Here is a 19203-nt window from a genome sequence, read left to right on the forward strand (position 1 = left end):
CAAGGGCGCGGCCGCACCGTCCGGCGGGTGCCGGGCCGCGGGTCTGCCGGGCCCGTCAGCGTTTCAGGTCGCAGTCGGCGGGGGCGAGTACGGTGTCGGGGCCCTTCAGGGTGACCGGGCTGACGGTGTCCGGCACGGCGGAGAGGCCGATGGTGCACACGAGCTGCATCCGGGCCGGTGCCGACAGGTTGCCCACGGCGAAGGGCACCCCGACGGTCACCCCGGTGTGCGAGTACGAACTCACCGACAGTTGGTCGTCCTTCCCGGCGGCGAGCCGGGGCAGCGCCGTGGTGAGCCCGACCTCGCCGGCCCGGCCGTGGGGGCCCTCCAGCAGCAGGAGCAGCAGGACCTCGGGGTTGATGTTGTGGCCCTCGAACCCGCTGATCGGGGTGGGGACGAGTCGGTCGCCCTCCTTGGACAGGAAGTAGATGACGGTGCTCTTGCCCCCGGGGACCTTGACGGTGGGGGCGTGGCCGCTGTCGATCACCCCGGTGCGTTTGATCCCGCAACCGGTGAGCAGCAGGGCGCAGCCCATCAGCATCGCCATGGCCGCGGCCGCCCGGGACCCCGTCACGAGCCGTGTCATACGCGGGCCTCCAACGGCATGTCGAGGGTGAACACCGCTCCCCCGGCGGGCCCGTTGGCCGCGAGGAGGGTACCGCCGTGCAGGCGGACGTTCTCCAGGGTGATCGCGAGGCCGAGGCCGCTGCCGGCGGAGCGGGTCCGGGCCGCGTCGGCCTTGAAGAAGCGGTCGAAGATGTGCGGCAGCACCTCGGGCGCTATGCCGGGGCCGCTGTCGGCGACGTCGATCAGCAGCCGTTGTCCGTCCTCGCCCGGTGCGGTCCGTACGGTGACGCGTACGGGGGCGCCGCCGTGCCGCAGGGCGTTGCCGACGAGGTTGGCGAGGACCACGTCGAAGCGGCGCGGGTCGAGCCGGGCGCGGACCTGGTCCGGCAACTCGGTGACGATCCGGTCGTCGACCCAGTGGCGGCGCTCCAGGGTCTTGCGCACGGCTTCGGCGATGTCCACGTCGTCGAGGTTGAGTTCGGCGGCCCGGGCGTCGAAGCGGGAGATCTCCATCAGGTCCTCGACGAGGACGGCGAGCTTGCCCGTCTCGGCGCTGACCAGGTGCAGGGCCTTGGCGGTGTCGGCGTCGAGGTGTTCGGCGTCCTCGTCGAGGACCTCGGTGACGGCGAGCATCCCGGCGAGGGGGGTGCGCAGTTCGTGGGAGACGTCGGAGGCGAAGCGGCGGGCGCGGACCTCCGCCTCCTGGAGCTCGCGCACGGACTGTTCCAGGGCGCGGGCGGTCTCGTTGAAGGTGCGGGCGAGTCCGGCGAGCTCGTCGGCGCCCCGGACCTCGATCCGGGTGTCGAGGTGGCCGCCGCCGAGGCGCTGGGCGGCCCGGCGCATGTCGCGGACCGGCCGCAGCACGCTGCGGGCGGCCAGCAGCGCGGGCACGATGGCGATGGCCAGTCCTGGGACGGCGCCCTGCTTGGCGGCGTCGACCATCGCCTCGACGGTCTGCTTCTCGGTGGAGAGCGGAACGCTGGCGTAGAAGACGGCGCCGGTGGATTCGGTGTAACCGTTGTGCTCGAAGAGGGCGGGGACGCCGACGGTGAGCCACGGGTTGCCGCGCTGGTCCTCGACCCGCTGGAAGGCGGTCCAGTCGTTGCGCCGGACCTTCTCGCGCAGGTTGTCGGTGATCACGCTGGAGGTCGGTGTGCCGGGGTTGGTGGAGACCCGCACGCTGCCGTACTCGCCGAAGATGATCCACGGGTGCGGTTTGCCGCGCTTGCCGAGTTCGATGACGATCCGCTGGAGTTCCGTCTGGTCCAGCGGAAGCCGGACCTCCTGCTGCTCGACCTGGTCCCGCAGGGTGCTGACGGCGGTGTCCTGGGTCTGCTTGAGGATCGCGTTGCGCGCCTGCTGGTAGGTGAGGGCGGCCGTGGTCACCGCGCTGATCGCGGCGACGAGCAGGAAGGCCGCGATCAGTCGGGTGCGCAGGCCCAGCGGCGCTATGCGTCGCACGGTCGCCTACAGGGGACCGAAGCGGTAGCCGAAGCCGCGCACGGTCTGTATGTAGCGGGGGCTCGCGTCGGGGTTCTCGACCTTGGTGCGCAGCCGGCGGACGCAGGCGTCCACGAGCCGGGCGTCGGCGTGGTAGCTGTGGTCCCAGACGTATTCGAGGAGTTGCTGGCGGGAGAAAACCTGCTCGGGTGAGGCCGACAGGTGCAGCAGGAGCTTGATCTCGCTGGGGGCGAGGGGGACCCGTTCGCCGTTCTTGGCCACGCTCAGCCCGGCGCGGTCGATGCTCAGCTCGCCGTGGTGCTCGAGTCCCGGGCGGCTGCCCACGGGGTCGCTGAGTCGGCGCAGGACGGCTTTGATGCGGGCCTCGATGACCTCGGTGCGGGCGGGTTTGACGATGTAGTCGTCGGCGCCGGCCTCCAGGCCGACGACGATGTCGAAGTCGTCGCCGCGTGCGGTGAGCATGATGATCGGTACCTGGCTGGTCTCGCGGATGCGGCGGCAGACCTGGACGCCGTTGATGCCGGGCAGCATCAGGTCGAGCAGGACGAGCTCGGGGCGGAATCCCGCCATCAGTGCCAGCCCTTCCTCGCCGGTCTCGGCGGAACTCACGTCGTGGCCCCGACGGCGCAGGCCGAGGCCGACCCCCTCACGGATGGAAGGGTCGTCCTCGATCAGCAGTACGCGTGGCATTCGGCCAGTATTCCAAACGTGTTGCGGGGCCTTACCTCCCGCTATCGGCCGAGCCTGCGCCTCAGGGAGTCCAGCATGTCGGTGATCTCCGTCAGGCGTAGCGGCCTGGCGAGGATGACGACGACGAGCGCCAGCACGACGGTTCCCGCCCCGACCGCGGCGAAGTTGCCGAACCGCTCGGCGGCGCGAGCGGCGGCGTACGCGGCGGCGGCCGCCGGTGCGCAGGCGACGAGGAGCCGCAGGTGGGTCCGTGCGGCGGTGGCGCGCCGCTGCGTACGGGTGCCCGCGCGCGGGCCGAGCCGGCGGGTGAGGGTGTGGGCGGTGACGGCGGCGCCCGCGAGGAAGGCGACGGAGGAGGCGGCGGCCATGCCGGTGACGGCCCAGCGCGGGGACAGCAGGAAGTAGGCGGCGGCCGACAGGCCGGCGGTGAGCGCGGCGATGACCAGGTTCAGGAAGAAGGGGGTCCGGGTGTCGGAGAGGGCGTAGAAGCCGCGCGAGAGGACGTACTGGGCGGAGTAGGCGATCAGGCCGGGGGCGAAGGCGATGAGCATGCCCGCCATCACCTCGATGTCGGCGGCGTCGGTGCGGCCGTACTCGAAGACGCTGCCCATCACCCAGGGGGCGAGGGCGGCGAAGAGCGCGGCGGCGGGCACGACGAGGGCGGCGCTGGAGCGCAGGACGTAGGAGATGTCGCGGCGCACGGCGGCGAGGTCGCCGTCGGTGGCGGCCGCGCTCATCCGGGGCATCAGGGCGGTCACGAGGGAGACGGTGATGATGCCCTGCGGGACGACCCACAGCTGGTAGGCGTTGCTGTAGGCGATGTAGCCGGCGCCGCCCGCGAGTCCGGCGTCCACGGCGTGCGCTCCGGTGGTGGTGGAGAGCCGGGTGACGACCCAGTAGGCGATCTGGTTGGTGAGGACGAGCATGATCAGCCAGCCCGCGTTGCGCAGGGGGCGACCCAGGCCGCTGCCGCGCCAGTCGAAGCGGGGGCGCCAGCGGAAGCGGGCGGCGCGCAGCGAGGGGAGCAGGGCGAGGGCCTGGATGACGATGCCGAGGGTGGTGCCGAGGCCCAGGAGCCGGGTCTCGGCGGCGCTGAGGCCGGCCGCCCCGTCGTGGGAGAGGTGGAGGAAGAGCCCGAAGACACCGATGATGACGACGTTGTTGAGGACCGGGGTCCACATCATCGCGCCGAACCGGCCGCGGGCGTTGAGCACCTGCCCGAGCAGGGTGAAGAGCCCGTAGAAGAGGATCTGCGGCAGGCAGTACCGGGCGAGGGCCACGGTGGTGCTCGCCCGGGCCCCGTCGTAGTCGGTGTACACCGAGACGATCAGCGGGGCGGCGAGGACCGCGACGGCGGTGAGCGCCACGAGGGCGGCGGTGCAGGCGGTGAGCAGCCGGTCGGTGTAGGCGGATCCGCCGTCCGCGTGCTCCTTGGCGGCCCGGACGAGCTCGGGCACGAAGACGGCGTTGAGCGCGCCGCCGATGAGCAGCATGTAGATGATGTTCGGGACCGTGTTGGCGACGGTGTAGCTGTCGCCGAGGAATTCGGCGCCCAGTGCCGCGGCGACGACGGCGGAGCGGATGAAGCCGGTGGCGCGGGAGACGATGGAGCCGGCCGCCATGAGCGCGCCGCTGCGCAGCACCGAGGTCTTCCCCGATGAGGCGCCGGTGCTCGCCGGGGCGGCGTCCGCTCTGGTGGCGCTGTTGGTGTCGGTGGCCGTCACCGGCGGGCCAGGTAGGCCTGGAACGCCTTGTAGAGCGCCGCGTTGGCGACTCCGTCCATCGGTTTCTCCCACTCTCCCAGCGTCTCGACGACCTGTCCGCCGGTGCCGAGCTTCCAGCGCAGCAGCCCGTAGGAACGCGCCGAGGGGTCAAGGGTGGAGGGTACCCCGCGCATGTCGTACTCCTCCGCGCCGAGGGCGTGGGCGTCGCACATCATGCGCCACTGCAGGGCGTTGCTGGGGCGGACCTCGCGGCGGTGGTCGGCGGAGGCGCCGGTCTGGTACCAGACCCGCTTCCCGGCGGTGATCATCGTGTGGGCGGCGAGGATCTCGCCCTGGTGGACGCCGAGGTAGAGGCGCATGCGGCCGGGCGCCTCCTCGTTGAGGACCTGGTACTGCTGCTCGTAGTACGCGAGGGAGCGGCCGAGCCGGAAGCCGTCGCGCTCCTCGGTGATGCGCAGCAGCCGGTAGAACTCGGGCAGGTCGGCGAAGGTGCCGATGATCGTCTCCACGCCGGACTTCGTGGCCTTGCGTACGTTGCGCCGCCATTCCTGGTTGAGGCCCGCCCACACCTCGTCGAGGGTGCGGCCGGCCAGCGGCACGCGGAAGACGTGGCGGGGCTGGGCGTCGCCGTCGTCCTCGCCGCCGCACCGCGTCCAGCCGCGGGTGCGCAGTCGGTCGGCGAGGGCGGCGCCCACCGGGTCGACCTCGGTGGCGAGCACGTCGGATATCTGCCGGCCGGGCCCGGAGGCGGACTTGACGCAGGCCGCGTCCCAGCGGCGGTAGGCGGGGGTGGGGCCGATGCGGACGGCGAAGGCGCCGGAGGAGCGCAGGTGGCGCATGAGCGGGGTCAGCCAGCGGTCGATGTGCGGATCGGACCAGTCGGCGACGGGCCCCTCGGGGAGGTAGGCGAAGTATTTACGAGTTCCGGGAAATTGCCGATAGAGAACGAGACCGGCACCCTGAATCTGTCCGTCCGCATAGTGCCAACCGACCCTTTCCGAGCGCCAGAGGTCCTTTACCCGGGCCCAGGAGGGGTACTGGAGAAAGCTCGCCCCGCCGTGGCGGTAAAGGAAGGCCTGGTATTCGGAGACGGACAGGGCACGTACCCGGAGCTCCCGGTCCTGGTCATGGTCCTGTTGGGCGGGGGTCACGAGCAGTGCGCACACGGCAGCCGGCCTTCCTGTCGTCCTGACGGTCTCTCACAGGACTCTCACAGCCGCCCGTGACCGCTGTGCGCGGCGATTGTGACCGGACGATGACCGTTTCGCTGCGGTCGACGTCACAAGAAAGAGGACGAGGTTTTCCGCCGATCACGGAACCTAAAGTCGGGTCGTTGGCATCTCCTTTTGCGAACGTCACTCCCCACCGCTCCTGGAAAGGGCCCTTCGTTGAGCCGTATACGCCGCACCGCCATGGCGGGCACCGCACTTCTGGCCGCCTCGCTCACCGCCTGCACGGGCGCGAGCGACGGCGGCGGCGACGACAAGGGCAAGGCCGAGCCGCAGAAGCCGAAGGCGGCCATGGCGGTCTCGGTGAACCTCACCGGGGATCAGGTCAAGGCAGGCCAGCCGGTGGTGGTGACCGTCGCGGAGGGCAAGCTGGCCCAGGTGAAGGTGACCGACGCCAAGGGCACGGAGCTGCCGGGGAAGATATCCGACGACGGGAAGACCTGGACCTCGGAGCGCAACGCTCCGCCCGGTGCGGAGTACAAGGTCGAGGCGCAGAACACCGACAGCCAGAGTGCCGCCGCCCAGTTCAGGACGAGCGCCGCCGACAAGGTGAACAAGGTCTCGATCAACATCTCCAAGGGCAGCACGGTGGGCGTGGCCATGCCCGTGTCCCTCGTCTTCGACAACCCGGTGACGAACAAGGCCGAGGTCGAGAAGCAGCTCAAGGTGACCGCCTCGGACAACACCGAGGGCTCCTGGGGCTGGCTCAAGGACTACGACGGCAAGGACCGCGTCGACTGGCGGCCGAAGGACTACTGGAAGTCCGGCACGGACGTGAAGGTCGAGATGCACCTGAACGGCGTGGACTCCGGCAAGGGCGGCGGGCTGTTCGCCCGCGACTACAGCACCGAGTTCAAGATCGGCAAGGATCGCCGGATCCAGGTCAGCCTCGACAGCAAGAAGATGACGGTGACCGAGAACGGTCAGGCGCAGAAGGCGGTCCCGATCTCGGCCGGCACGCCGGGCGGCAAGAAGGCGTCGTGGTCCGGGAAGATGGTGATCATGACGAAGGAGGGCACCATCCGGATGGACTCCCAGACGGTGGGCCTGGACAACGCCTACGACAAGATGGTCGATTACTCGATGCGGCTGACCTGGTCCGGCATGTACGCGCACGCCGCCCCCTGGAACTCCGACAACTTCGGCCGCGCCAACAGCAGTTCCGGCTGCGTGGGGATGAGCGACGCCAACGCCAAGGAGTTCTTCGGACAGTCGCAGGTCGGCGACCTCTTCGAGGTGGTCGGCGAGGGCTCCAAGGGCCAGGCGGAGCTGGGTAACGGCTACGGCGAGTGGAACCTGTCGTTCGACCAGTGGAAGGCCAAGAGCGCGCTGTCCGGCGCGCCGCAGAACGGCTGACGGTCGACCGGCGTCCGGCGTCCGGCCGGCAATCGGCGACCGGCGCCCGGCGCCCGGCGACCGGCCCGCACGTGGGCCGGTTCGTGGCCGGTTCCCGACCTGCCCGCGGCCGGTTGACGACCCACCGGCGGCCTGTTCGCGGCCGGTCCACCGAAATCGACCAATCGTTACCAGTGCGTAACTTACTCACGGGTTACTTTCGGTAACACGCTCCCGTTACCGTCGGGTCACTTTGACAACGAACCCGGCGTACGCGAGGAGCGATTGATGCGACGCACCACCACCGCCGCAGCCGTGGCGACCGTGCTGGCGGCAGCCACCCTGGGCCTGGCCCCCCACCAGGCCCAGGCGGCTCCCGCCAGCACCGTGGCAGCCGCCGCCGACGCTTCGTCGCAGGTGCGCTTCCACGACATCCCGGGCTCCGGCGGAGTCACCCTCAAAGGCAACGTATTCACCCCGGCCGGGGCCCAGAGCGGCCGCAAGTACCCGCTGATCGTGCTGCCCACCAGTTGGGGCCTGCCCCAGATCGAGTACATCGCCCAGGCCAAGAAGCTCGCCGACTCCGGCTACGTCGTGGTCAGTTACACCTCCCGCGGCTTCTGGCTCTCCGGTGGCGACATCGAGGTCGCCGGCCCGCCGGACATCGCCGACGTCAGCGCCGTCATCGACTGGGCCCTCGCCAACTCCCCCGCCGACGCGGACCGGGTCGGCCTCGGCGGGGTCTCGTACGCCGCCGGTATCGCCCTGATGGCCTCCGCGAACGACCCGCGGGTCAAGGCCGTGGTCGCGATGAGCGGCTGGGCCGACCTGATCGAGTCCATCTACTCCGGTCGCACGCAACACCTCCAGGCCGCCGCGATGCTCGGCGCCGCCGGATACCTCACGGGCCGCCCCGGACCCGAACTCAAAACGCTGCTCGGCAACTTCCTCGGCTCCCGGCTGGACAAGGAGCAGGAGATGATCGAGTGGGGCCGGCGGCGTTCGCCCTCCGAGCAGGTGGACCGGATCAATGCCAACGGCGCCGCGATCATGCTGGGCAACGCCTGGGGCGACACCATCTTCCCGCCCAACCAGTACGCGAAGTTCTACGAGCGGCTGACCGGCCCCAAGCGTCTGGAGTTCCGGCCCGGGGACCACGCCACCGCCGAGGGCACCGGCCTGCTCGGCCTGCCCAACGACACCTGGACCAACGCGCACCGCTGGTTCGACCGCTACCTCAAGGGCGAGCGCAACGGCGTGGACACCGAGGCCCCGGTGCAGATCAAGTCCCGTAGCGACGACGGCTACGAGGGCTACGCCGACTGGAAGTCGGTCGGCTCCGGGGGCACCGAGAAGCTCGCGCTGTCCGACAGCGAGCACCTCTTCGCCAATGTCGACTCCGGCGCCAACGGCGGCATCCTCCTCCTGTCCAGCGCCCTCGACCAGTTCGTGAAGGCGCCGCCGATCGCCTCGATCCCGCTCCTCCCCCGGGCCTTCGCCGCCGTCTGGCAGTCGGAGCGCTACGACCGGGCGCGCCGGATCCGCGGGACCGCGAAGCTGCACACCACCGTCACCCCCACCAAGAGCGACGGCACCTTCGTCGCGTACCTCTACGACGTCGGCCCGCTCGGCATCGGCAAGCTCGTCAGCAACGCCCCGTACACCTTCCACGGCAAGGCCCCGGGCCAGTCGTTCGGCGTCGACCTGGAGCTGTTCTCCACGGCCTACGACGTACCGGCGGGCCATCGGCTCGCCCTCGTCGTCGACACCGTCGACCCGCTCTACATCGAGCACAACCCCTTCGGCGCGCAGCTGACCTTCTCCTCGCCGCGCACCGATCCCAGCTACGTGTCGGTGCCGCTGCGCGAGGGGTGAGCCACGGCCGCCGGGGCGGGCCGCTCGGCAGCGGCCCGCGCTCACGTCAATGCTTGAGGATCTTGGAGAGGAAGTCCTTGGCCCGGTCGGTCTCCGGGGCGGTGAAGAACTGCTCCGGGGTGCGGTCCTCGATGATCTGCCCGTCCGCCATGAAGACCACCCGGTTCGCGGCGGACCGGGCGAAGCCCATCTCGTGGGTGACCACGATCATGGTCATGCCCTCGCGGGCGAGCTGCCGCATGACCTCCAGCACCTCGTTGATCATCTCCGGGTCGAGCGCCGAGGTGGGCTCGTCGAAGAGCAGGGCCTTGGGGCTCATGGCGAGGGCGCGGGCGATGGCCACGCGCTGCTGCTGACCGCCGGAGAGCTGGGCCGGGAACTTCTCGGCCTGGTCGGCCAGGCCGACCCGCTCCAGGAGCTCCCGGGAGCGCCGGTCCGCCTCGCCGCGCTTGCGGCCGCGGACCTTGACCTGCGCGAGCGAGACGTTGGCGAGGACGGTCTTGTGCGCGAACAGGTTGAAGGACTGGAAGACCATCCCCACCTCGGCGCGCAGCCGGGCCAGCTCCTTGCCCTCGGCGGGCAGTGCCTCCCCGTCGATCAGGATCGTGCCGGACTCGACGGTCTCCAGCCGGTTGATCGCCCGGCACAGGGTGGATTTCCCGGAGCCGGAGGGGCCGATGACCACCACCACCTCCCCGCGGCCGACGGTGAGGTTGATGTCCCGCAGTACGTGCAGGGCACCGAAGTGCTTGTTGACGTCCCGCAGCTCGATCAACGGTTCGACGGCCATGTGCTGCCCTGCCCACTTGTCGGAGTCGGCCCCGGTGCACCGAGGTCAGCGCAAACTATCCAGGCGCGGAAGGGCACTTCGCACGGGAGCGGGACCGCGACACGCCGGAACGTCAGCCCTCGGAGGCCTCCGCGTAGGCCTGGCTGAGCTCGGGGGATCCGGTCATCGCCCAGGACACCCCCGACTCGATCACGTTCAGCTCCCGGCCCGAGGCCAGCCGGATCACCGGCTGGCCGTTGGGCCACACCAGCCAGGCCGCGCCGGGCACGGTCCGGACGATCACGGTCCCGAGGTAGAAGCCGGCGTCGTTGCCGAGCCAGGGCACCGCCTCGGGATCCCGCCGCCAGCGTGGCATCAGCTGGTCCAGAGCCTCCAACGAGGCCTGGGTCTCGTCGAGTTCGAGCCCGGCCGCCCGCGCCTGGACCCGCAGCATCTCGCACTCCGAGAACAACTCGGCGACGCCCTCGGGGTCGTCCGCGAGGGCGGCGGCGAGTCCCGCGCCCTGTTCCGCTTCACGTCGGTTCAGCCAGTTGCCCAGGAAAGGGATGTTCATACCGCCCAGCGTCGCACCAGGATCCCTCGCTGACCACAGGGCGCGCCTGATCCGTCGGTCCGGACCTCCTCAGACGCCGAGGTCCAGGTCCACGACGACGGGCGCGTGGTCGGACGCGCCCTTGCCCTTGCGCTCCTCGCGGTCGACGTAGGAGTCGGTGACGGCCTTGGTGAAGGGCTCGTTCCCGTAGACCAGGTCGATGCGCATGCCCTTGTTCTTGGGGAAGGCGAGCATCCGGTAGTCCCAGAAGGTGTAGGGACGGTCGTACTTCAGCGCGCGCGGGAACACGTCCGAGAGGCCCGCGGCACGCAGCGCCTCCAGGGCGGCCCGCTCCGCGGGGGTGACATGGGTGAGGCCCGCGAAGACGGCCGGGTCGTAGACGTCCTCGTCGGTCGGGGCCACATTGAAGTCGCCGAGCACCGCGAAGGGGCGCGGGCCGGCCGCGTCCTCGGCGACGGCCGTGGCCAGGGAACGGAACCAGTCCAGCTTGTAGCCGTAGTGGTCGTGCTCGACCTCGCGGCCGTTCGGCACGTACACCGACCAGACCCGGACCCCGCCGCAGGTGGCGGAGATCGCGCGGGGCTCCTGGACGCCCTCGTAGTCCGGCCCGCCGGGCAGTCCGAGGACCACGTCCTCCAGGCCTACCTTGGAGAGCAGGGCCACGCCGTTCCAGCGGCCGGTGGCGTTGACCGCCGATTCGTAGCCCAGCTCGCGCAGCGCGTCGTGCGGGAACTGCTCCGCCGAGCACTTGGTCTCCTGGATGCACAGGACATCCGTACCGGAGCTCTCCAGCCAGGCCAGCAGGCGCGGCAGCCGGGCGGTGATGGAGTTGACGTTGTAGGTGGCGATACGCATACGTGCCAACCTACCGCCCGGCACCGACAGTCACAGTTCGGTGGAGTCCCCCGCGGTGAGTCGCCCGTGGTCGGTGCCCCCGAGGGCGCCCAGGGCGCCGTCGTAGATCGGCCGGGCGATGTCGGAGAGGTAGGCGTCGTGGATGTCCAGGGCCCGGTGCGGCTTGACCTCGCGGAGGTAGTCGATCACCTCGGAGACCTTGTTCCAGGGGGCGTGCACCGGGACCATCAGGGTCTCGACGGGCACGCCGGGCACGGTCAGGGCGTCCCCGGGGTGGAAGAGGGAACCCTCCACGAGGTAGCCGACGTTCGTGACGCGCGGGAGGTCCGGGTGGATCTCCGCGTGCAGTTCCCCGTGGACCTGGACCTCGAACCCGGCCGCGGTGAAGGCGTCGCCGTGGCCGACGGTGTGCACCCGGCCCGGATAGGCGGGGGCGAGCTTCTCGGCGACGCTGCGCAGGGTCCACAGCTGGACGGCCGGATCGGCGTCGAGGGCGGCCCGCAGCCGGCCCTCCTCGAAGTGGTCGGGGTGTTCGTGCGTGACCAGCAGGGCGTCCGCCCCCAGGCCCGCGTCCGGTTCGCTGAAGGCGCCCGGGTCGATGACGAGCGTACGCCCGTCCTTCTCCAACTGGACGCAGGAATGCAGCCGCTTGGTGAGCTTCATGATCCCAGGCTAGCCGGGAAGGGGGCCGATCCGGGGCCCGGTCAGGGGGTGGTGGAGGAGACCACGTAGACCTTGGAGACCTTGGGGTCGGTGAGGTCGACGGTGATGTCGCGGGTGGGCCGCGGGTCGTCCTGCTCCAGGGTGGTGCCCAGCCACGAGGTCTGCGGCTTCCAGTGCCAGCCGGCGATCGAGGTGTCGTGCGCGGAGACCGAGACGCCGGGGGTCAGGTCCGCCCGGCTGATGCCGAGGGAGGACAGGAAGCCGTCCAGTTCCGCCGGGGTGACCGCGAACTGGACGTACAGCCGGCTGGTGCGCCAGTTGTTGGTCTCCAGGAACCCGACGCGCCACGCCTGGTCCGGGACCGGGACCTCGTAGATGCTGCGCTGCACCTTGGAGGGCCAGCCGGGGCGCACCTGGGAGGCGCCGACCTTGGCGGCCTTGTCGCGGCCGCTCTCGCGGCTCTGCTGGGTGGAGATCGCCAGGTAGCCCGCGGGTACGCCGACCAGCAGCAGGATGATGATCGCGGTGATCCAGCGGCGCTTGACGACGTGCCTGCGGTCCTCGGCGGTGGGCGTCGGGGTGCCTTCGGCGTCGGGGGCGGAGGCCTGGTGGGGCAGGGTGGGCGGGTTCACTGTGCGTCCTGGTCGTCGGGGCCGGGGGCGGCGGGGTCGCGCCGGCCCAGCTGCTGCGCGTAGCGCTCGTAGCGTTCGTAGCGCTCGACCCGGCGGCGGGTGGCGCGGCGGAAGCGGCGGGCGACGAGCCGGGCGAGGTCGGCGGCGCCGACCATGCCCGCCTCGGGCCCGAGCTGGGCCTTGGCGATCCGGGCCTCGGGGCGGTAGCCGCGACCGGTGAGGTGGCGGCGGAAGGCGTCCCGGGCCGGGCCGATCAGCAGGTCGTCGGCGGCGCTGACGCCGCCGCCGATGACGAAGCAGGAGGGGTCGAGTGCGGCGGCGAGGTTGGCGATGCCGACGCCCAGCCACTGGCCGATGTCCTGGAGCAGCTCGACGCACATGGCGTCGCCGTCGCGGGCCAGCTCGGTGATCAGCGGTCCGGTGATCTCGTGGACGTTGCCGCCGACCTTGGCGATGATGTTGTACGCCACCGGCGAGTCGGCGGCGGCCAGCTCGCGGGCCTCGCGGACCAGGGCGTTTCCGGAGCTGTACTGCTCCCAGCAGCCGCGGTTGCCGCAGGGGCAGCGGTGGCCGCCGGGGACGACCTGCATATGGCCGAATTCGCCCGCGACCCCGTAGCGGCCGCGCTTGACCTGGCCGCCTTCGAGGATGGCCCCGCCGATGCCGGTGCCGAGCGTGATCATGACGAGGTGGTCCTCGCCGCGGCCGGCGCCGAAGCGCCATTCCGCCCAGGCGGCGGTGTTGGCATCGTTGTCGACCATGACCGGCACCGCGAGGCGGGACTGGAGCGCGTCGCGCAGGGGCTCGTCGCGCCAGGCCAGGTGGGGTGCGAAGAGCACGCGGGAGCGGTCGGCGTCGACCCAGCCGGCCGCTCCGATGCCGACCGCGTGCACGTCGTGCCGGTCGGACAGGTCCAGCACCAGCTCGACGATGGTGTCCTCGACGACCTTGGGGCTCTTGGACTTGTCCGGGGTCTCGGTGCGGATCTTCTCCAGGATGATCCCGTCGGCGTCGACGACGCCGGCCATCACCTTGGTGCCGCCGATGTCGATGCCGACCGTGGGGACGCGCGGGGCCGTCAGGTGCGACCGGCGCTCCCGGGTCCCGATGGTCCGCAGGACGGTGCCTCGCGCCGACCCCCGGTGGGTGAGCGTGAAGTCCCGGTACGTGCTCATCGAGTCGTGTCGTCCCTCTTGGGTGCGGTGGTTCTGGGGCTCCGGTCCGCGTCTTCGGCCGGACCGCTCCGACCGGCTGCGCGGTCCTTCGCGGCCGAGGCGTGTGGGGCGCCTGCCCCTGATTCTGCCACTCGCTCCAGTTCGTGGCTCAGTTCGTCCAGCTCGGAGCCGCCCGCCATCTGCCGGGTGAGTTCGTCGAGCGTGATCGAGTCGCGGGTGTGGCTGCCCGCCATGGCGCCGCGCTTGAGGAGTACGAAACGGTCCCCGACCAGGTACGCGTGGTGCGGGTTGTGGGTGATCAGGACCACGCCGAGGCCCGCGTCCCGGGCGGCGGCGACGTACTTCAGGACCACTCCGGACTGCTTGACGCCGAGGGCCGCGGTGGGCTCGTCGAGGACGAGGACCTTCGCCCCGAAGTACACGGCGCGGGCGATGGCCACGCACTGGCGTTCGCCGCCGGAGAGGGTGCCGATGGGCTGGTCCACGTCGCGCAGGTCGATGCCCATGCGCAGCAGCTCGGCGCGGGTGGTCTCGCGCATGAGCTCCACGTCGAGGCGGCGCAGGGGGCCGCGGCCCTTGGTGGGCTCGGAGCCGAGGAAGAAGTTCCGCCAGACGGGCATGAGCGGGACGACGGCGAGGTCCTGGTAGACCGTGGCGATGCCGTGGTCGAGGGCCGCGCGGGGATTGGCGAGGACGGTCTCCTCCCCCTCGATCTCGAAGGTGCCGGCGTCGTGCCGGTGCAGCCCCGCGATGATCTTGATGAGGGTGGACTTCCCGGCACCGTTGTCGCCGAGGACACAGGTGATCTCGCCCGCCGAGACCTCCAGGGAGACCCCCTGGAGGGCGCGGATGTTGCCGTAGTACTTGCTGACGTCCGTCAGCCTCACGAGTGCGTCGCCGGTCATGCCCGTGCCTCCGCCCGCTTGCGGACCCATGCGTTGAGCAGCGTGGCCAGCAGGAGCATCGCGCCGAGGAAGAACTTGAACCAGTCCGGGTTCCACTGGGCGTACACGATGCCGTTGCTGGTCATGCCGAAGATGAAGGCGCCGACCGCCGAGCCGATGGCGGAGCCGTAACCGCCGGTCATCAGACAGCCACCGATGACGGCCGCGATGATGTAGAGGAACTCGTTGCCGACGCCCTCGCCCGACTGGACCACGTCGAACGAGAAGAGGATGTGCTGTCCGGAGATCCAGGCGCACAGGGCGACGCCCATGTACAGCCCGATACGGGTCTTCACGACGGGTACGCCGGTGGCGCGGGCCGCGTCGGCCCCGCCGCCCACGGCGAAGATCCAGTTGCCGGCGCGGGTGCGCAGCAGGATCCAGGTGGCGACGGCGACGATGGCGAACCACCACAGGATGGTGACCTTGAGGGTGACCGAGCCGATGTTCCACTGCGAGGCGAAGAGGGCGCGGGCCGAGGAGAAGCCCTCCATGTCGGCGATGGTCTTGGTGGAGACCGTGCCGGTGATCAGCTTGGTGAAGCCGAGGTTCAGGCCGGTCAGCATCAGGAAGGTGCCGAGCGTGATGATGAAGCTGGGCAGCTTCGTGCGGGTCAGCATGAACCCGTTGAAGAAGCCGATGGCCAGGGTGACCAGCAGGGACACGCCGACGCCGACCCAGACGTTCGCGGTCATCTGGTAGCTGAACATCGAGCTCACCAGCGCCGAGGTCGTGACCATGACACCCGCGGAGAGGTCGAACTCGCCGCCGATCATCAGCAGGGCGACCGGGGCGGCCATGATCCCGATGGTGGAGGCCGAGTACAGGACCGTGCTGAGGCTGGAGGCCTGCAGGAAGCTGGGGGCGGCGATCGAGAAGAAGACGAAGACGGCGACGGCGCCGACCACCGAGCCGAGCTCCGGGCGGGCGAGCAGCTTGCGCAGGGTGGAGGTCGGCGCGAGCCGTTCGTCGACGGTGGCGTGGGTGCTCATCGGCTGCCCCGCTGGATGTACTCCTCCAGCTCGGCGGCCTCGGCGGCGGTGACGATCTGCGGGCCGGTGAGCACCGGGCGGCCGCCGCCGAGCACGTTGGCGTTGTAGCGGTAGAGCCAGAGCAGGTCGATGGCCTCGTAGCCCTGCAGGAAGGGCTGCTGGTCGACGGCGAAGCCGAGGGCGCCGGACTTCAGGTCGCGGGCGACCGAGGCGTTGAGGTCGAAGGTGTCGACCTCGGCCTTGCTGCCGGCCGCGTCCTTGGCCTTGACGGCGGTGGGCGCGAAGGGCGCGCCGAGGGTGACGATCGCGTCGATGGAGGGGTCGGCCTGGAGCTTGGCCTGGAGGGCCGCCTGGACGGAGGGCATGTTGGTGCCCTCGACGTACAGGTTCTCCATGGTGCCGGAGAAGGTCTTCTTGGCCCCGGCGCAGCGCTGCTCGTGCCCCACGTTGCCCTGCTCGTGCAGGACGCACACGGCCCGCTTCTTCCCGCGCTTGTTCAGCTCGGTGCCGACGGCCTCGCCGGCGATCGCCTCGTCCTGGCCGATGTGGGTCAGCGCCCCGTACTCGGCGGACTGGGCGGAGCCGGAGTTGACCGTGATCACCGGGATGCCGGCCTTGCCGGCCTTGGCGAGGACGTCCTTGAGGGCCTCGGGCTTGGCCAGGCTGACGACGATCCCGTCGACCTTCTGGTCGATCGCGTTCTGCACGAACTGCGCCTGCTGCTGGGCCTGGTCGTCGTGGGCGTAGACGAAGTTGATGTTGTCCTTCGCCGCGGCTTCCTTGGCGCCCTTCTGCACGATGTCCCAGAAGGTGTCGCCGTCGCCCGCGTGGGTGACCATCGCGAAGGTCCAGCGCGGCGTGGAGACGGCGGGCCGGCCCGCCTCGGCGGCCCTCGCACGCTCCTCGGCGCGCTTGCCGCCCGTGCTGCTGCAGCCCGCGAGCGAGGCCCCCAGTACCGCCGCGAGCACGGCGCCCACGACGCGTACCCCTGTCCGAACCCTAGCCACGTCGCCGCGCCCTTCCCTCGTCACCAATTCGGTCCGTCGTCGAGCCGGTCACCGATCCGGAATCCGGTCATTCCGGCTCCATTCCGGTCCAGCCGTTCAGTATCCGCCACAGTCGACCATGAAGGGTCATCGGGGCACGCGGGGTCAGGTTGACATGCGCGGGCGGATTGACAGGTTCCGCCGACAGGGTCAGGTTGAGTGCATGCGCATCGGGCTGATCGGAACGGGCCGGATCGGGTCCTTCCACGCGGCGGTACTGGCACGCCACCCGGAGGCGGGCTCGCTCCTGCTCGCGGACGCCGATCCCGCGCGGGCGGCGCGCCTCGCCGACCGGCTCGGGGCCACCGCCGCGCCCTCCGTGGAGCAGGTCTTCACCTGGGGCGTGGACGCGGTGGTGGTGGCGTCGGCGACCGAGGCGCACGCGGATCTGGTCGTACGGGCGATCCGTGGCGGGCTGCCGGTGTTCTGCGAGAAGCCGCTGGCCCCTGACCTGAACCGGACCCTGGCGGCCCTGCGGGAGGTCACCGCCTCGGGCGGACTGCTCCAGGTGGGCTTCATGCGGCGCTTCGACGCGGGCTACGGCACGGCCCGGGACCGGGTCCGTTCGGGCGCCCTGGGGCGGCTGCACACCGTCCGGACGACGACGGGCGATCCGGCGCCGCCCGCAGCCGCGTACCTGGCGACCTCCGGCGGGCTGTACCGGGACTGCCTGGTGCACGACTTCGACATGGTCCGCTGGGTGACCGGGCGCGAGGTGGTCGAGGTGTACGCGGCCGGCTCGGACGCGGGTCCGGCCCTGTTCCGCGAGACGGGCGACATCGACACGGCGGCCGCCGTGCTGACACTGGACGACGGCACCCTGGTCACGGCCACCGGCACGCGGTGCAACGGCGCCGGGTACGACGTGCGGATGGAGCTGGCCGGGGAGCTGGACCAGGTCTCCGTCGGGCTGGACGACCGGACGCCGATCGCCTCCACCGAACCGCACGGCCCACCCCCGGCGAGCAAGCCGTGGACGGGCTTCCTGGAACGCTTCGCCCCGGCCTACGAGGCCGAGCTGGCGGCCTTCGTCCAGCTGGTGCGGGGCGAGGGGCCCAATCCGTGCGACGGCCGGGAGGCGCTGGCGGCCTTCCGGATCGCGGAGGCCTGTGAACTCTCGCGCAGGGAGCGGCGCCGGGTACGGCTGGAGGAGCTCCCGGACCTGCCGGCTCTGTAAGGGGGGCACCGCGCCACAGTACGACGGGTGATCACCTGTGGCCGCGACGCTTTCCGGACACGCTCACGCGGCGGTGACGGCGCGGCGCCCCCAGGCGGTGCCCACGAGGACCAGGAGCGCTCCGGCGTAGCCGAGGGCGCCCAGCTCCTCACCTCCTACGGCGATACCGGCGACGGCGGCCCACAGCGGCTCGGTGCCCAGCAGCAGGCTGACGCGGGACGGCGAGGTGCGGCGTACGGCCCACATCTGCACGAAGAAGGCGAACAGGGTGCAGAAGACGGAGAGGAAGGCGAGCCCGGCCCACTCGGCGGGCCCGAAGTCGGCGGCGGCGGCCCAGGGGCTGTCGCCGGTGCCGGGGACGGCGGCCAGCAGGGCGAAGACGAGGACCGCGGCCCCGAGCTGCACGGTGGTCAGGGACAGCGAGTCGGCGTCCTGGACGGCCTCGATGCGGGCCATGAGCAGGACGTGCAGGGTCCGGGCGAGGGCGGCGCCGAGGATGAGCAGGTCACCGGCGCTCGGCGCGGTGAAGCCGGCGCCCTGGGTGAGCAGCACGACCCCGGCGACGGACACGGCGGCGGCGCCGAGGAAGCCGAGCGAGGGCGCCTGCCTCCTGACGGCCGCTTCGGCGAGCGGGGTGAAGATCATCGTCAGGCTGATGATCAGCCCGGCGTTGGTGGCGGAGGTGTGGACGACCCCGTAGGTCTCCAGGAGGAAGATCCCGCCGAGTACGAGGCCCAGCACCCCGGCGCCGCGCAGCTGGGCGGGGCGCAGCGCGCGCAGCCGCGTCCAGCCGGCGACGACGAGCACGGGCAGGACGAGCGCGAACCGCAGCACGAGCACGGCGATGACGGTGTGGGTGGTGGTGATGCCCTTGGCCGCGAGGTAGCTGCCGCCCCAGACGACGGCGACGGCCAGCACGGGCAGATCGGCGAGCCAGGCGCGCGGGGAGCGACGGGGGGCGGCTTCGAGGGCGGACGCGGCGACGGTCACCGGATGTCTCCAACGGGTCTTCGGCGGGTGGAGACGGCGGCGGCTCGCACGGGTGGGCGCACACTACCGGAGCCGATCATGCGGTGCGACCCCTTTGTCGGCGTCCCCCGCCGGACCCGTAGCATCGGCGGCATGGCTGATCTCTACGCCTTGGACCTGGCGTTCGACCTGCTCGACAGCACTCCCGACGCCGTGCTCGCGGAGGTGCGGCGGCAGCTGACATCGCCGGACGGCCTCCTGGCGCCCCGGGGCCCGGCATGGCGCGTCGGCGGCATGCTCGTGGGCGAGTTCGGACCGGCGGAGCGCGGCGGCTGGGCCCTGACGGTCCGCCAGGAGGTCCACGAGGAACAGCTCCCCGAGGTGGAGGACCTGCTGCTCGTCCTGGCCCCCCACGTCCGCCCGCCGGGCCCGCTCGGCCGCCTGCGCCACTACGAGAACGAGGCCCCGGACCTCCTGGTCCTGCGCGAGGGCCGGGTGGTCCAACTGGCGCTGGACCGGCGGTAGG

General features: G+C 71.2%; 19 protein-coding genes. 4 read left to right on the forward strand and 15 right to left on the reverse strand.

The window, feature by feature from the left end:
• Positions 1-55: 55 nt before the first annotated feature.
• From BCL76_RS02060 to BCL76_RS02080, 5 genes are read right to left on the reverse strand one after another with little or no spacing between them, the layout of a single operon-like run.
• Positions 56-586, reverse strand: coding sequence for a hypothetical protein (locus BCL76_RS02060; RefSeq protein WP_109777500.1), 531 nt, complete (start codon positions 584-586; stop codon positions 56-58).
• A complete protein-coding gene (locus BCL76_RS02065) occupies positions 583-2028 on the reverse strand; it encodes an ATP-binding protein (RefSeq protein WP_109777505.1) in 1446 nt (481 codons plus the stop codon). Before BCL76_RS02065 ends, BCL76_RS02060 begins: the two co-directional genes overlap by 4 nt.
• Before the next feature lie 6 nt (positions 2029-2034).
• The gene (locus BCL76_RS02070; RefSeq protein ID WP_109777508.1) at positions 2035-2718 is read right to left on the reverse strand and encodes a response regulator transcription factor; all 684 of its coding nucleotides are present in this window, start codon (positions 2716-2718) and stop codon (positions 2035-2037) included.
• 41 nt (positions 2719-2759) lie between these two features.
• Positions 2760-4442 carry a murein biosynthesis integral membrane protein MurJ gene (gene murJ, locus BCL76_RS02075; RefSeq protein WP_375137869.1) on the reverse strand — a complete coding sequence of 561 codons (1683 nt, stop codon included), beginning with the start codon at positions 4440-4442 and terminating at the stop codon, positions 2760-2762.
• Complete coding sequence (locus BCL76_RS02080; RefSeq protein ID WP_109777513.1) at positions 4439-5608, reverse strand: lipid II:glycine glycyltransferase FemX; 1170 nt, start codon at positions 5606-5608, stop codon at positions 4439-4441. The genes murJ and BCL76_RS02080 overlap by 4 nt, the downstream gene beginning before the upstream one ends.
• A gap of 222 nt (positions 5609-5830) precedes the next feature.
• Here BCL76_RS02080 and BCL76_RS02085 point away from each other — a divergent pair, with 222 nt between their 5' ends.
• Together BCL76_RS02085 and BCL76_RS02090 are read left to right on the forward strand one after the other, a co-directional pair.
• A complete protein-coding gene (locus BCL76_RS02085; RefSeq protein ID WP_375137870.1) occupies positions 5831-7027 on the forward strand; it encodes a L,D-transpeptidase in 1197 nt (398 codons plus the stop codon).
• Positions 7028-7294: 267 nt separating this feature from the next.
• Positions 7295-8881 (forward strand): CocE/NonD family hydrolase, encoded by a 1587-nt coding sequence (locus BCL76_RS02090; protein ID WP_109777517.1) that lies wholly within the window; start codon positions 7295-7297, stop codon positions 8879-8881.
• 46 nt (positions 8882-8927) lie between these two features.
• Here BCL76_RS02090 and BCL76_RS02095 read toward each other — a convergent pair whose 3' ends face one another.
• From BCL76_RS02095 to BCL76_RS02135, 9 genes are all read right to left on the reverse strand, one after another.
• Complete coding sequence (locus tag BCL76_RS02095; protein ID WP_109777520.1) at positions 8928-9671, reverse strand: amino acid ABC transporter ATP-binding protein; 744 nt, start codon at positions 9669-9671, stop codon at positions 8928-8930.
• Positions 9672-9783: 112 nt separating this feature from the next.
• On the reverse strand, positions 9784-10224 hold the full coding sequence (locus BCL76_RS02100) for a DUF6278 family protein (RefSeq protein ID WP_109777523.1): 441 nt from the start codon (positions 10222-10224) through the stop codon (positions 9784-9786).
• Between the two features lie 69 nt (positions 10225-10293).
• Positions 10294-11079, reverse strand: coding sequence for an exodeoxyribonuclease III (locus BCL76_RS02105; protein ID WP_109777526.1), 786 nt, complete (start codon positions 11077-11079; stop codon positions 10294-10296).
• A gap of 30 nt (positions 11080-11109) precedes the next feature.
• Positions 11110-11742, reverse strand: a complete 633-nt coding sequence (locus BCL76_RS02110) for an MBL fold metallo-hydrolase (protein ID WP_109777528.1) — start codon at positions 11740-11742, stop codon at positions 11110-11112.
• A gap of 41 nt (positions 11743-11783) precedes the next feature.
• Positions 11784-12374 carry a hypothetical protein gene (locus tag BCL76_RS02115; RefSeq protein WP_109777529.1) on the reverse strand — a complete coding sequence of 197 codons (591 nt, stop codon included), beginning with the start codon at positions 12372-12374 and terminating at the stop codon, positions 11784-11786.
• On the reverse strand, positions 12371-13549 hold the full coding sequence (locus BCL76_RS02120; RefSeq protein WP_030903070.1) for an ROK family glucokinase: 1179 nt from the start codon (positions 13547-13549) through the stop codon (positions 12371-12373). The genes BCL76_RS02115 and BCL76_RS02120 overlap by 4 nt, the downstream gene beginning before the upstream one ends.
• Entirely contained in the window at positions 13546-14484 is a 939-nt protein-coding gene (locus BCL76_RS02125; RefSeq protein WP_375137871.1) for an ATP-binding cassette domain-containing protein, read from the reverse strand. Before BCL76_RS02125 ends, BCL76_RS02120 begins: the two co-directional genes overlap by 4 nt.
• The gene (locus tag BCL76_RS02130; protein ID WP_109777532.1) at positions 14451-15485 is read right to left on the reverse strand and encodes an ABC transporter permease; all 1035 of its coding nucleotides are present in this window, start codon (positions 15483-15485) and stop codon (positions 14451-14453) included. Before BCL76_RS02130 ends, BCL76_RS02125 begins: the two co-directional genes overlap by 34 nt.
• Positions 15482-16492, reverse strand: coding sequence for a sugar ABC transporter substrate-binding protein (locus BCL76_RS02135; RefSeq protein ID WP_109777534.1), 1011 nt, complete (start codon positions 16490-16492; stop codon positions 15482-15484). The genes BCL76_RS02130 and BCL76_RS02135 overlap by 4 nt, the downstream gene beginning before the upstream one ends.
• 202 nt (positions 16493-16694) lie before the next feature.
• Here BCL76_RS02135 and BCL76_RS02140 point away from each other — a divergent pair, with 202 nt between their 5' ends.
• Positions 16695-17708 carry a Gfo/Idh/MocA family protein gene (locus tag BCL76_RS02140; RefSeq protein WP_030765455.1) on the forward strand — a complete coding sequence of 338 codons (1014 nt, stop codon included), beginning with the start codon at positions 16695-16697 and terminating at the stop codon, positions 17706-17708.
• A gap of 63 nt (positions 17709-17771) precedes the next feature.
• Here the strand turns inward: BCL76_RS02140 and BCL76_RS02145 are convergent, their stop codons facing one another.
• Positions 17772-18698, reverse strand: coding sequence for a DMT family transporter (locus BCL76_RS02145; RefSeq protein ID WP_109777537.1), 927 nt, complete (start codon positions 18696-18698; stop codon positions 17772-17774).
• Positions 18699-18830: 132 nt separating this feature from the next.
• Between BCL76_RS02145 and BCL76_RS38410 the strand changes: the two genes are divergently transcribed.
• Positions 18831-19202 carry a hypothetical protein gene (locus BCL76_RS38410; protein WP_146228294.1) on the forward strand — a complete coding sequence of 124 codons (372 nt, stop codon included), beginning with the start codon at positions 18831-18833 and terminating at the stop codon, positions 19200-19202.
• The last annotated feature ends 1 nt before the right edge of the window (position 19203 follow it).

Origin of the sequence: Streptomyces sp. CG 926, from assembly GCF_003148825.1 — a bacterium.
Classification (GTDB): domain Bacteria; phylum Actinomycetota; class Actinomycetes; order Streptomycetales; family Streptomycetaceae; genus Streptomyces.